Source organism: Polaribacter sp. 2305UL8-11, from assembly GCF_058147165.1.
Map to the genome: position 1 here is coordinate 158024 of NZ_JBYVJW010000008.1, position 13136 is coordinate 171159.

14 protein-coding genes are annotated in these 13136 nt (G+C 29.1%); 1 reads left to right on the plus strand and 13 read right to left on the minus strand.

Annotated features, from left to right (window positions below; translation table 11 throughout):
• Positions 1-36 precede the first annotated feature (36 nt).
• From ACY2RW_RS09385 to rplU, 13 genes are all read right to left on the minus strand, one after another.
• On the minus strand, positions 37-1806 hold the full coding sequence (locus ACY2RW_RS09385; RefSeq protein WP_490122464.1) for a MutS-related protein: 1770 nt from the start codon (positions 1804-1806) through the stop codon (positions 37-39).
• A gap of 5 nt (positions 1807-1811) precedes the next feature.
• Positions 1812-2903: a ThiF family adenylyltransferase gene (locus ACY2RW_RS09390; protein ID WP_490122465.1), complete on the minus strand. Its 1092-nt coding sequence runs from the start codon at positions 2901-2903 to the stop codon at positions 1812-1814.
• An 82-nt stretch (positions 2904-2985) separates the two neighbouring features.
• Positions 2986-3468, minus strand: coding sequence for a hypothetical protein (locus ACY2RW_RS09395; RefSeq protein WP_490122466.1), 483 nt, complete (start codon positions 3466-3468; stop codon positions 2986-2988).
• Complete coding sequence (locus ACY2RW_RS09400; protein ID WP_490122467.1) at positions 3468-4637, minus strand: NTP transferase domain-containing protein; 1170 nt, start codon at positions 4635-4637, stop codon at positions 3468-3470. Before ACY2RW_RS09400 ends, ACY2RW_RS09395 begins: the two co-directional genes overlap by 1 nt.
• 81 nt (positions 4638-4718) lie before the next feature.
• Entirely contained in the window at positions 4719-5192 is a 474-nt protein-coding gene (gene moaC / locus ACY2RW_RS09405) for a cyclic pyranopterin monophosphate synthase MoaC (protein WP_490122468.1), read from the minus strand.
• Between the two features lie 4 nt (positions 5193-5196).
• Complete coding sequence (locus ACY2RW_RS09410; protein ID WP_490122469.1) at positions 5197-5652, minus strand: hypothetical protein; 456 nt, start codon at positions 5650-5652, stop codon at positions 5197-5199.
• The gene (locus ACY2RW_RS09415; RefSeq protein ID WP_490122470.1) at positions 5649-6893 is read right to left on the minus strand and encodes a molybdopterin molybdotransferase MoeA; all 1245 of its coding nucleotides are present in this window, start codon (positions 6891-6893) and stop codon (positions 5649-5651) included. The genes ACY2RW_RS09410 and ACY2RW_RS09415 overlap by 4 nt, the downstream gene beginning before the upstream one ends.
• A gap of 30 nt (positions 6894-6923) precedes the next feature.
• On the minus strand, positions 6924-7916 hold the full coding sequence (gene moaA, locus ACY2RW_RS09420) for a GTP 3',8-cyclase MoaA (RefSeq protein ID WP_490122471.1): 993 nt from the start codon (positions 7914-7916) through the stop codon (positions 6924-6926).
• Positions 7917-7969: 53 nt separating this feature from the next.
• A complete protein-coding gene (locus ACY2RW_RS09425) occupies positions 7970-8383 on the minus strand; it encodes a YeeE/YedE thiosulfate transporter family protein (RefSeq protein WP_490122472.1) in 414 nt (137 codons plus the stop codon).
• Between the two features lie 82 nt (positions 8384-8465).
• On the minus strand, positions 8466-9023 hold the full coding sequence (locus tag ACY2RW_RS09430) for a YeeE/YedE family protein (protein ID WP_490122473.1): 558 nt from the start codon (positions 9021-9023) through the stop codon (positions 8466-8468).
• Between the two features lie 137 nt (positions 9024-9160).
• The gene (locus tag ACY2RW_RS09435; protein ID WP_490122474.1) at positions 9161-10474 is read right to left on the minus strand and encodes a 3-deoxy-D-manno-octulosonic acid transferase; all 1314 of its coding nucleotides are present in this window, start codon (positions 10472-10474) and stop codon (positions 9161-9163) included.
• Positions 10475-10565: 91 nt separating this feature from the next.
• Positions 10566-10826 (minus strand): 50S ribosomal protein L27, encoded by a 261-nt coding sequence (rpmA, locus tag ACY2RW_RS09440; protein ID WP_015481656.1) that lies wholly within the window; start codon positions 10824-10826, stop codon positions 10566-10568.
• A 41-nt stretch (positions 10827-10867) separates the two neighbouring features.
• Positions 10868-11554: a 50S ribosomal protein L21 gene (gene rplU, locus ACY2RW_RS09445; protein ID WP_490122475.1), complete on the minus strand. Its 687-nt coding sequence runs from the start codon at positions 11552-11554 to the stop codon at positions 10868-10870.
• A gap of 244 nt (positions 11555-11798) precedes the next feature.
• Here rplU and ACY2RW_RS09450 point away from each other — a divergent pair, with 244 nt between their 5' ends.
• Complete coding sequence (locus ACY2RW_RS09450) at positions 11799-13121, plus strand: M16 family metallopeptidase (RefSeq protein ID WP_490122476.1); 1323 nt, start codon at positions 11799-11801, stop codon at positions 13119-13121.
• Positions 13122-13136: the final 15 nt, after the last annotated feature.

The following is a 13136-nucleotide window of genomic DNA, read 5'->3' on the forward strand; positions in this document are numbered from 1 at the left end:
AAATGATAACTAAATTAACTTTTAAGGCAGTTTCTTTTATATGATTTCCATTTTTTTCAACAAGAAAGAAGCATTCATATTTTTACAAATTCCTCTTTTTAAAGTGTAATCAAAATGCAGTTCATTATTAGTGATTTCTGCATCGAAATAATAATTTTTAATTCCAGAAAATTCATCTTCTAAAGCACACAAACTAACATCATGTGTTGCTATAATTCCTGTAGATTTAGATTTTGAGAGTTTCTCTACAAATTTTTTAGAGCCAATTGCTTTGTCTTTACTGTTGGTTCCTTTTAAAATTTCATCTAAAATGATAAAATAATCTTCGTTTTCAATTTCATCAACAATAAATTTTAAACGTTTTAATTCTGAATAAAAATACGATTCGTCTTCTGTTAAAGAATCTGTAGTTCGCATACTTGTAATCAATTTTATAGGATGATATTTAAAACTTTCTGCACAAACAGGCAAACCACAATTTGCCATTACAATAGACAAAGAAACTGTTCTTAAAAACGTACTTTTTCCAGCCATATTTGCACCAGTAACAATAAAAAATTCTTCTTTATTTATGTTAAAGTCATTATCAACTCTTTTATCAACTTTTAATAAAGGATGCCCTAAATTGGTAGATTTAATCACATTTTTTTCTGAAGTTATTTCTGGAAATATAAATTTTGGATGATTAAATTTAAAATTTGCCAAAGAATTTTGAGCATCAAAATAAGCAACAACTTCAAACCAATTTTCTACAGTGTGTTTGTAGGTAGAAATCCAGTTTTCTACTTTACAAGCATTATAAATTTCTGTTAGAAATAATCCATTTCCAAAAACTGCGATAATAATATTATTTCTCTGATCGAAAGTATCTAAAATTCGAGAAAAATCTTTAAAAATAGCAGATGCTTTTTTGTTTTCTGAATTGATAATTTTTTGTTTCTCTTTTAATATTTTTGAAGTAAATTTTTCCTTCTCAATTTCATTTAATAAATAATGATATTGCTTAAATGTATCTCTTGCTTTGCTTGCATCTGTATATAAATGGTTTATTTTTATTACAAATCTGCCTGTAATAAAAAGTCCTATAAAAAACCAAATAACAATATATGTAAAAGGAATTTGTCCGAAAGAAATTAAACCAATTAAGGTCAAAGAAACGATTGTAAAAACAATTTGAAGCGTTTTTAAAAATTTCGGAAAGACAGAATTGTAACCAGAAATCCACCTAATAATAGCTTTTGTAGTACTATTTACAGTAACCAAACTTGCCAAAGCAGAAAAATGCTGACGCCATTTTACTTTACCAGAAAGCTCTTTTAAAGTTTCTTGTTTTTCTAAAATAGTAGCTGTTTTATTTTCTGTTAAGCAGTTTGCTAAAACTACTTTTCCGTCTTTTGTTTTGGTTCTATTTGTATATTGAAAGAAAGATCCTGTACCAAACAAATCGATATCATTACTATAAAAGTGAGCAGGATTTATAAATACTGAACCTGTTTCTAAATGATGAAAATTACCTTGTAAAACTTCAATTTCAACAGTATTTATTTTAATTTTTTCAGCAAGAATATTTCTTTTTCTTTTAAGGTTTACATGTTTTACTACTAAGAAACCAAACAGTAAAAGCCCTAAAAAAGCAATGATAAAAACATCTGGATATTTACCAAAAGTGAGATACACCAAAAAACAAGTCACTAAAAAAATGGCGAATCTAAAAATACTTAAATTGGCAGATTTCTTTTTTAATTCTTTGGCTTTTTTTTCTAATTCAGCTTTATGATTTGTATAAAATTCTAAAGGGTTTTTCATGTAATTTATTTGTAACTCGAAATTCCGCCAGTTAAATTCAACACTTCTAAATCTGGATATTTATTTTTCAACTTTACAGTAGCTCTATAACTGTTAAAACCACGCTGACAAACCATTACATAGGTTTTATTTTTATCAACTTTAATTTTATCTGCATCAAAACTATTGATGTGAATGGTTTGTTGCACATCAAAAGGTAGTTTTAAATTATTTAAAACAGCTATAATTTCCAGATTTTTAGACTCCGCTTGTAAAGACAAACGTTTTTTTAACTCTTCTGGAGATATTTGCCAATCAGGATTCTGACTAGCACAAGCTGCATCTATGTATGTTTGCACTTTAAAAAGTTTCGCAATTTTATCTTTTAAAAAAGTAGGTTTTAACTTCATTTTTAACTCGGTGTTTTGCAGGGTATTATATATACGAAGTTGATTTGTTAACGGTTTTCCAATACCTGTAACTAACTTTAAAACTTCATTTACCTGTTGCATGGCAATCATGCCAACAATTGCATTTAAAGTTCCTGCTTCTTCGCAATTTGGAATATCTGTTGCCATTTCTGGAAAAGCGTCTCTTAAATTTGTAGAATAACTTCCGTCTTTTTGCAAGACATTAAAAGTAGCCACATAACCATCAAATTTATACAAAGATCCATAAACCAAAGGCTTATTTTTAATAACACAGGCGTCGTTTAACAAATATTTTGTGGGGAGAGAATCTGTTCCATCTACAACAATATCTACGTTTTCTATCAACTCAAAAATAGTTGACTTTGTAATTGGTTTGTTGGTAAAATTGACGTCTGTAAAAGGCGCTCTTTTTTTAATAAATGCTGATAAAATTGCTGCTTTTGGTTTGCCAACATCTTCTAAACTATAAAAAACTTGTCTGTGCAAATTGGTAATATCAACCGTATCAAAATCTACTAAATGTATTTTTCCAATACCACTTGAAGCTAAATACACTGCAATCGGACTTCCCAAACCTCCACAACCAACTACCAAAACAGATGCGTTTTGCAGTTTTTCTTGTCCAACTTCACCTATTTCTTGAAGTGTTATTTGACGTTTGAAAAGTTGGTTTTTTGTTGGTTTCATTTTTGTAGTTAACTTGTTTAAATGCTTCTCATCATTCCTGCGTAGGCAGGAATGACAGACGATTAATTATTTAGCTATTTTTTTAGTATTTACAAAGTGTTCCTTTTTGCGTAATAACTTCTCCTATTTCTGATTTTAAAGTTGCTTCATATTTAACACAATTACCAAAAAAGTCTATCATTTTCACAAGAATACCATTATTTTTATTAAAGTTAATATGATAATCCTCCATTTTCATTTTACTTTCATCATAAGTTAACCTATAACTACAGTCACTTACCCATTCAATCTTTTCATAAACTGCAGTTCCATTATCTTCACCATTAATCCACTCAGTTTGCGAAGATTCTGTCCTAACAACTAAATATTTCTGAATGTTTTTATCTCTATTGATACGAAACTCACCAATACTATCTTGATATTCTCTTGTATATTTGAGTAATTCTTTAGTTTCAGGAATAAAAAATTTACCAGTTTTAAAATCAGAACAATTTAATTTGTTATTACTACAACCTTGAATTAACAAGGAAACAAAAATTATAATTAATAAGTATTTATAATTCACTAGTTATTTTTATTTATTGAATTCTTTATCTCCTTTTTAGCATTCTCAAACTCTTCTGGAGTATTTACATTTCTAATCAAATTATCATCAACCTCTACAATTTCTACATCAGAATTAATTAACATTTTACGTGGACAAGAATAGCCTTGTGCTAAATATTGCAGTAAAATTGGGTATGCTTTGGGCTCGTAAATGGCAATTAAAGGCTCTACAAACTCCTTGTTTTTTCCTTTAATTGCAGTTGCAACTTTACTCGGATTTCTATGTTTTAATAATTGCTGAATTACTTCATTATTTACAAATGGCACATCTGTTGCCAATACCAACCAAGCTGAATTTGGGTCTTTTTGAAAGGCAGAACAAATTCCGCCAAAAGGACCTAAATTTAGAAAAAAATCTGGAATTTCGTTAGTAAATTGAGACTTCTCGACTGCGCTCGAAGAGACAGAAGATTCGTTTTGAACAGAATAATACGTTTCAAAATTATTTTTTTCTAACAATTCTTTTGCAACTTCTTTTTGTGATTTTCCAAAATAATCCAATTCAGACTTATCAGTTCCCATTCTTGTGCTTTTTCCACCCACTAAAACGAGTCCTTTTATAGGTGCAATTTTTTCTTGAACTAAATTATTGACATGATTTGAAATCTTATCAATTTCATCAATTGTATAGCAAATCTTATTTTTTATGTTTGGATATTTTTCTACTAAAAAATCAAAAAATTCCGTTTCTTTTTTCAATTTAATAATAAACTGAATGCTATCTAATTGCTCCAATCTTTTGAATACGGAAGCTTCTTTTGCTTCGTCTAAAACAAGAATTTGTTTTGCTCCTTGATAATGGTTTCCATTGATAAAAACATAATCATACTGTGCAAATTGTAAGCGTTGTGCAAACTTATTTACGCTACCAGAAGTGGTAATTTGTAAATTTCCTGCATGATGAAAAGTGTATTCTGATAACCTATAATTGTCATCTCGAGCGCAGTCAAGAGATTTTGCATGAGAAGCATCAAAATAAGCCAATTTATAGTTTGATAATTTTTTAGAAACCTTGAAAACCAAATCTGAAATCACTCCACAATTGGTTCCTAAAATAGTGATTTCATTTGGCGCAAAATTATCATTATTTCGTTTTTCTAAATTTGTATGTTTTTTGTGTTTTTTCAAAATTTTATTCGTTTTCACAATGTCTGTTCGAGCGCAGTCGAGAACTAACTATTACCTCTCGACTGCGCTCGAGGTCACATTCTAATTTTTAATATCCGATTTCCCACCCGTTTTTTCTACCAACTTTATCTCTTTAATTACCATTTTTTGACTGATGCTTTTACACATATCATAAATTGTTAAACAAGCAATATTTGCACCTGTTAAAGCTTCCATTTCTACTCCTGTTTTCCCTTCGATAGTTACTTTACAAAGTACTTCTATATGTTCAATATCTACAATATCAATATCAATATCTACTCCATTAATTAATAAAGGATGACACATGGGTATTAATTCTGATGTCTTTTTAACACCTTGAATCCCTGCAATAATTGCTGTTTGAAAAACGGGTCCTTTTTTGGTTGTTAACTCCTTATCAGAAAAATTAGAAATCACTTGTTTTCCTAAAAACATGGTTGCTTTTGCAACTGCTGTTCTTTTGGTAATTTTCTTATCAAAAACATTTACCATTTTAGGGTTATTTTTTTGATTTATGTGTGTAAAATTGCTCATATTTTTAAAACATCAGTTTGTACAACCATTTTACAGTTAAAATAAAACCTACAAAAGCAAAAACTCTTATACTATAAAAAATAAAATAGATTTTTAAAACATAAAATTTCTCTTTGAATTTATTGCGTTTTTTTAATCTCTGGCTATTTTCAAAATATATATCCTCTTTTTTTTCTTTAATTGGTTGTATCCAATCAAATTTAAAATGCGAATCTTTATCAAACCAATCTTCTTTTTTTAATTTTATTGTAGAATAATGATTTTCTTTTGATAGGTGAAAATCAAAATCATTGAGAGCTTTGAGAAGATGTAAAATGAAGTTTAGAACTCCTTTTTTGTTAGCTACAATAAATGATTCTAAACTATCATTAATATAGTGTGTTGCTATATATCCTTCCTTATTTAAGTCTGGCTCACTTTCAATTTCTCTTATTAATTTAATTATTTTATCTCTTTTCATCTATATCTTATAATTGGAAAATTATCTCCCTGTTTAAAAACAGTTTCTGATGTTTTTGGCAATTGAATAAATGCATCTGCATTTACCAAACTTGCTAAATCTCCAGAACCATTTCCTTTGATTGGTGTTGCCACTAAATGTCCGAATTTGTAACTTAATTTTACTTGTAAAAAATACGTTAAGTTTGGATTAAAGCTAACATCTTCTGCTAAAATAGCAGTTTCTTCTTCTAATTCTACTCCAACAGATTTATAATACCAAGGGTAAAAATACGCTAAACAATTTACAAATGTTGAAATTGGGTTTCCTGGAAATCCAAACACATTACATGTATCTGTTTTTCCGTAAAAAAATGGTTTCCCAGGTCTTTGAGCAATTTTATGAAATAGTTTTTTGACTCCTAATTCATCAAAAACTTGGGGTAAAAAATCGAATTTCCCTTTGCTGACTGCTCCACTAAAAAGCAAAACGTCATATTCTTGTAAATAGGTTGCTATTTTTTGTTTTAAAATTGATTTATCATCTGTAATATGAGCAGTTTCAGAAGGAATATGTAATCTTTCTAATAATGAAACCAGTGTAAATACATTACTTCTTCTTATTTGATGCTCCAAAGGGATTTCATCAACTCCAACCAATTCATCACCAGTAGAAATAATTAGTATTTTTGGTTGTTTGGCTACTTTTACAAACGATTTTCCAACAGTTGCTAAAACACCAATTTCTGCAGCAGATATTTTTGTGTTTTGTTTAATTAATAAATCGCCAATTTTCCCATCTTTTCCTTTTGGGTGAACATTTTGACGGTCTTTAATTTCATCAATATTAATTGTTGTGATTCCGTTTTCGATAGTTACATCTTCGTATCTAATAACTGTATTTGCATTATTTGGTAAGATTGCACCTGTCATAACTTCAATACAGTTTTCTAAATTTTTTAAAGTTATTTGCTCACTTCCTGCACCTTGAATTCCTTCAATTTTAAAACTTCTTTGTCCGTTTTGAAATGTTTTAAAATCAATTGCAATTCCATCCATAGAAACTCGGTTAAATGGAGGAAAATCTCTATCTGCAACAATATCTTCTTTTAAAATTCTACCCACAGATTTTAGAAACGGAATTTCTTCAACTCCAAAGTTTTGAGTTGAGTTAAGTATTATTCTTTTTGCTTCTTTTACTGAAATCATTACGAATGTGTAATTGTTTATTTGTTGAATCGTGTAATTGTTTTGTCTTTTCATCAATTAAACAGTTACACAATTACACCTTTTTTATCCTCCAATTGTACTCATACTTTCTGAAGCACTTCCATTTTTTCTATTTGCTTCTGCTATAAAACCGTTTTCTGGCTTCTCTTTTACTAAAGATAAAAAAAGTTCTTTTAAATCGTTATTTGAAGCTCCTTTTCTAATAAAATCTCTTAAATTAAAAACACCATCATCAAACAAACAATTTTTAAACGTTCCTGTACTTGTAATTCTTATTCTGTTACAATCATTGCAAATAGTTCTTGTAAACGCTGGAATAATTCCCACAGAACCTACATGATTTTCAACTTTATAATTTCTTGAAGTAGAAGATTTTTCTGACTTGATTTCCTGAACATTAAATTCAGTTTTGATTTCATTTAAAATCTTCTTAAACGTCCAATTTTCCTTAATTTCTCTTTGTCCTTTTCCATTAAAAGGCATTTCTTCAATAAAACGTACTGCAACATTTTTATCTTTTGTTAACCTTACAAAATCAACAATTTCATCTGTATTAAAACCAGATTGTACAACTACATTTAGTTTTAAATCTAAACTGCTATTCTCTAAAATTTCAAAAGTTTTATAAACTTCTGGAAAAACGTCTCTACGTGTAATTTTTGCAAATTTTTCTCGTTGTAAACTATCAATACTTAAATTAATCTTTTTTACTTTTTCTAAGTTTTCAATTTTAGAAATATGATTAGAAATTAGAGCGCCATTTGTAGTGATATTGATTTCATCTAATAAATCATTAAAAGACAACATTTCTAAAAACCCCACAAAATCTTTTCTTACAAAAGGTTCTCCTCCAGTTAAACGCACTTTTTTAACGCCTAATTCTGTTAACACACGAATTAAACGATACATTTCTTTGTAAGAAAGCAACTCTTGTCTTGGAACAATATCTATTCCGTGAGCAGGCATACAGTATTGACAACGCAAATTACAACGATCTGTAACTGCCAATCTTACGTATTGCATTTGTCTTCCAAAATTGTCTATTAACTTGCTCATTTGGTTTGCTAAATTAGCTTCTTTTAAATAATTAAGATATGATAATAATCACTTTAATTTGGAAGTTTCTTACTAACTAATCCATATAAAAATGCTCCTAAAAGTGCACCAACTAACAAAATTAAAGCTGGTAAAAATTTAAAACCAAGAATTACAAAAATGGGTGCTGCACAGGCTCCAGAAATTCCCCAACCTAAACCAAATAATGTTCCTCCTAAAATGGTTCTTATAAAACCTTTTTTCTTTGGTTTTGGGATGATTTTATTTCCTTTGATATCTTTTATTTTTCCACTTTTAAACAGTTGCATAAAAACCGCAGAAATTACAACTGCTCCTCCAATAATTCCAAACATGTGAAAAGATTGAAACTTGAACATTTCATAAAAACGATACCAAGAAATGGCTTGTGTTTTACTTAGTATAATTGCGAAAAAGATTCCGAGGATTAAAAATTTTATGTTTTTCATTTGAATATATTTTTGAACTTTATATTAACTTCTCGACTGCGCTCAAAGAGACATAATAAGTTTTTTTTAAGCTATTTATTGACTAAAATAATATTGGAATTATAACCCAAACTGCTATAATACCTCCAATAAAAAAACCAATTACAGCCAATAAAGATGGCAATTGCAAACTACTTAACCCAGTAATTGCATGACCAGATGTACAGCCTCCTGCATAACGCGTTCCAAAGCCAATTAAAAGTCCTGACACTAAAAGAATTAAAAATCCTTTTAATGAAAACACAACTTCTTCACTAAAAATTTCATCAGGAAAATATTGATTTCCGACATTAGAAAAACCTAAATCTGTTAATTCATTAACCGTAGTTGGATTTAAATCTATGGTTTGATTTGGTATTAAATATGTTGCAGAAATAAACCCTCCAATAATTAGCCCAACTACAAATATTAACGCAAAATCGCGTTCTTTCCAATCTTTTTTAAAATAATCAGACACTTTCCCTGCTCCAGCCATTGTACACAAAGTTTCGAAGTTTGTAGATGCTCCAAAATTCTTTCCGAAGTAAAAATATAATAATAGCGAAATTGCTATTAATGGCCCTCCAACATACCAAGCCCAAGGTTGTAAAATAGTTTCCATAATTTGTTTAATTACACTTTGACAAGCTTAGTGTGACATTTTAAGTTTTTATATTTTGATATTAAAAATTTTCTTGTATTTATCAAAATCAATTAACTTTATCTATGTCTGTCTTAGTCTGTCGAAGATTTATTTTGTTATTCTAATTTATCATTTAAATAATTCATAATTAAATTTGTTGCTCCTAAATTATCTTGAATGTATTTTTTATTGATGATTCCTGTTAAATTCCGAAAACTTTCATCTTTTTTTAGTTGATTAAAAGTCTTTGTAAATTGATTTTGATTTTTAATTGAAAGACAACCTCCAATTTTTACTAAATCTACAGCTTCTTTAAATTTATCGTATTTATTTCCAATTACTACAGGAATTCCAAAAGTTGCAGGTTCTAAAATATTATGTAAACCTGTTTTTAAACCTCCTCCAACATAAGCAACGTTTGCTGCTGCGTAAATTTTAGTTAAAATACCTATGGTATCTATAATAAAAACTTGGTATTCTTTTAGATTTCTCGACTGCGCTCGAAATGACAAATCATTTAAATTTTCAGGTTTCTCTACGGAGCTTATCTTGAGAGTAGACGAAAGGTTCGAAATAAAATGAGAGTATAATACTGTTTTCTTTTTGATTGATTTCTGTAACTCTAAAATTGCTTCTTGTTTAATATTATGAGGTGCAATGATAAATTTTTCGTTTTCTGATGTTTGGTTGTTTATGTAATCAACCAATAATTTTTCGTCTTCTTGCCAAGTACTTCCTGCAACAATGGTATATTGATTGTTTTTAAATTCATCAATAAAAGTCAAAGAATTGTCTTGTTCTAAAATCTTTGAAACTCTATCAAAACGAGTGTCACCTGCAACAGTTGCGTTTTTAAAATTGATTGAATTTAATAACTTTTTAGATTTTTCGTCTTGCACAAAAAAGTGATGAAAAGCTTCTAAAGATTTTCTCATAAATCCGCCATAACTCTTAAAAAACAGCTGTTTTTCTCTTAAAATTCCCGAAACTAAAATAGTCGGAACTTTCTTATTTTTTAATTCATTTAACAAATTTGGCCAAAACTCATATTTTATAAAAATGGCAAAAGTTGGATTGACATCTTTTACAAATTTTCTTGCATTGAATTTAGAATCTAAAGGCAAATAACAAACTACGTCTGCCAAATTATAATCCTTTCTAATTTCATAGCCTGAAGGTGAAAAAAAAGTAACTAAAATTTTATAGTTTTTATACTTCTTTTTAATTTCTTCTATAATAGGTCTTGCTTGCTCGAATTCTCCTAATGAAGCTGCGTGAAACCAAATCGTGTTTTTGTTTTTTAAATCAGAAATTTTAGAAAATGTTTCTTTTCTTCCATCAACAAAAAGTTTTATTTTTTTATTGAAGATTGCCACAATTGGAAGAATAATTGAGGTTAAAAAAATTAAAAAATCATATAGAAATTTCATCTTTGTAAAAGTACAAAACAGATTGTTTAAAAAGACAAAAAAGCTCAAACAGTAAATGTTTGAGCTTTTTTAAATTTTGTAAACTTAAATACTAAGCTTCAAATGGAGTTACAGATACATAAGATCTGTTATCTCTTTTCTTTTGAAATTCTACAATTCCATCAACTTTTGCATGTAAAGTATGATCTTTACCCATGTAAACGTTTTCTCCTGGATTGTGAGTTGTACCTCTTTGACGAACGATAATGTTACCAGCAATAGCAGCTTGACCACCAAAAATCTTAACACCTAAACGTTTCGATTCTGATTCTCTACCATTCTTTGAACTACCTACACCTTTTTTATGTGCCATTTTATTGAGTTTTTATAGGTTAAAGTTAAATTTTATAGTGGTTATTTTTCAATACCACCATCTAATCTATCTTGTAATTCTTTTAATTCATCCCATTTACCTTCTGCAGCTAATCTAGCTTGCTTTGGCCAAGTATCTGTAACGATATGAGATAATCTTGAGCTTGCTTCTGTTAAGATTTCGCTTAATTTAGCAGCATCTGTTTTAGCTACTTTTGCAAAAGTATCTAAACCTGCATTTACTAAAGCTTCTGCAGCTTTAGGTCCTGCACCTTCAATTTTCTTTAAATCATCTGCTTTAGGAGCTTTTTTAGAAGCGGCTTTCTTTGGAGCAGTTTTTTTAGCTTCTGCTTTAGGAGCTTCAACTTTAGCTTCTTCCTTTTTTGGAGCAGCTTTTTTAGTTGCTTTTTTAGCACCAGTTGCAGCAATAGATTCAATTTGAATCTCACTTAGAGCTTGTCTGTGTCCGTTTTTCTTTCTGTAACCTTTTCTTCTTTTCTTTTTGAAAACAATTACTTTATCACCTTTTAAGTGACTTAAAATTTTGGCAGTTACTGCTGCTCCTTCTATAGCTGGGGCGCCAATTGTAACGCTACCTTTATCATCAGTTAAAAGAACGTTATCAAAAGTTACTTTTGATCCTTCTTCTCCCTGTAAACGATGAACGTATACTTTTTGGTCTTTTGCTACTTTAAACTGCTGCCCTGCTATCTCTACGATTGCGTACATACTATTTGTTTTGCGTATTTATACTAATTATTAGCATTTTATTCTTTAAAATGCGGATGCAAATATACATCTTTTTTAGAATCTAACCATATTGTTTTTTAAAATAATTAACACCTTTATATATTCTCATTTCTAACGAGTTTCTTATTTTTGAAAAAAGTAAAAATTGCTTGTCTTTTTATTGTAACATCTATAATAAACAAGCGTCAAACAAATCGTCTATTAATAATTAAACAATTTTTAAATGAAGAAAAGTATTTTATCTCTAGCTACTGCTTTTTTAGTTGTGTTTTGTTCAAATGCACAAAAAGTAGAGTTTGAAGAGTATGATTTAAGTAATGGAATGCATGTAATATTGCATCAAGATAATTCTGCCCCACTTGTAACTGTGGGTGTAATGTACCATGTAGGTTCTAAAGATGAAGAAGATGGTAAAACAGGAATGGCTCATTTTTATGAACATTTATTATTTACTGGTACAGAAAATATAGAAAGAGGAAAATGGAGCGAAATTACCTCTGCTAGAGGTGGAGCTGGAAATGCAAATACGAATTGGGATAGAACGTACTACTACCAAACATTTCCTTCTAACGAATTAAAGTTAGGTTTATGGATGGAATCTGAAAGATTGTTGCATCCTATTATAGATCAAAAAGCAGTAGACACTCAAAATGAGGTTGTGAAAGAAGAAAAGCGTCAACGTATGGATAATGCTCCTTATGGAAAAGTTATTTATGGTGATGTTTACAACCATATTTTTGATAAACATAATTATGGTAGACCTATGATTGGTTATATTAAAGATTTAGATGCAGCTACCTTAAAAGAGTTTCAAGCTTTTTATAACAAATGGTACATGCCCAACAATGCTGTTTTAGTTGTTGCTGGAGACTTTAAAAAAAGTGAAGCAAAATCTTGGATAAAAAGCTACTTTGAGCCAATTCCTGCAAGAACAAAACCAAAAAGAGTAAAAATTATTGAACCTGAAAGAACAAAAGAAAAAAGAGTAAAAGAATATGATGCTAATATTCAATTACCTTTAGTTGGCATGGCTTACAAAACACCTTCTATGAAAGAGCGTGATGCAAAAGTTTTAGACGTAATTTCTACTATTTTAAGCAATGGTAAAAGCTCTAGATTATACAAAAAATTAGTTGATGATAAGAAAATGGCATTGCAAGCATTTTCTTTTTCTAGACAATTAGAAGACTATAGTGTATACATTATAGGTTCTATCATGGCAAGAGGTGTTTCTAATGATGCTCTAATTAAAGAGGTTGATGAAGAAATAACAAAACTACAAACTGAGTTAATTTCTGATGAAGATTTACAGAAGGTTCGTAATAAATTCGAAAATCAATTTGTTGCTTCTAACTCAAATGTAACTGGTATTGCAAACTCTTTGGCAAGAAATTACATGTTAGTAGGAGATACCAACAGAATTAATAAAGAATTAGACATCATTAACTCTATTACTAAAGAAGAAATTAGAGCTGTTGCTAAAAAATATTTAAGCAAAGATAGACGTGTAATTATGGATTACTTACCAGCGTCACAAAAGAAATAATCATATTAAAAAAAG

What these genes read in the sequence shown, in the direction of transcription:
- ACY2RW_RS09385 (WP_490122464.1), bottom strand. Translation starts at nt 1,806, where the DNA reads ATGAAAAACCCTTTAGAATTTTATACAAATCATAAAGCTGAATTAGAA.
- ACY2RW_RS09390 (WP_490122465.1), bottom strand. Translation starts at nt 2,903, where the DNA reads ATGAAACCAACAAAAAACCAACTTTTCAAACGTCAAATAACACTTCAA.
- moaC (WP_490122468.1), bottom strand. Translation starts at nt 5,192, where the DNA reads ATGAGCAATTTTACACACATAAATCAAAAAAATAACCCTAAAATGGTA.
- ACY2RW_RS09410 (WP_490122469.1), bottom strand. Translation starts at nt 5,652, where the DNA reads ATGAAAAGAGATAAAATAATTAAATTAATAAGAGAAATTGAAAGTGAG.
- ACY2RW_RS09415 (WP_490122470.1), bottom strand. Translation starts at nt 6,893, where the DNA reads ATGAAAAGACAAAACAATTACACGATTCAACAAATAAACAATTACACA.
- moaA (WP_490122471.1), bottom strand. Translation starts at nt 7,916, where the DNA reads ATGAGCAAGTTAATAGACAATTTTGGAAGACAAATGCAATACGTAAGA.
- ACY2RW_RS09425 (WP_490122472.1), bottom strand. Translation starts at nt 8,383, where the DNA reads ATGAAAAACATAAAATTTTTAATCCTCGGAATCTTTTTCGCAATTATA.
- ACY2RW_RS09430 (WP_490122473.1), bottom strand. Translation starts at nt 9,023, where the DNA reads ATGGAAACTATTTTACAACCTTGGGCTTGGTATGTTGGAGGGCCATTA.
- ACY2RW_RS09435 (WP_490122474.1), bottom strand. Translation starts at nt 10,474, where the DNA reads ATGAAATTTCTATATGATTTTTTAATTTTTTTAACCTCAATTATTCTT.
- rpmA (WP_015481656.1), bottom strand. Translation starts at nt 10,826, where the DNA reads ATGGCACATAAAAAAGGTGTAGGTAGTTCAAAGAATGGTAGAGAATCA.
- rplU (WP_490122475.1), bottom strand. Translation starts at nt 11,554, where the DNA reads ATGTACGCAATCGTAGAGATAGCAGGGCAGCAGTTTAAAGTAGCAAAA.
- ACY2RW_RS09450 (WP_490122476.1), top strand. Translation starts at nt 11,799, where the DNA reads ATGAAGAAAAGTATTTTATCTCTAGCTACTGCTTTTTTAGTTGTGTTT.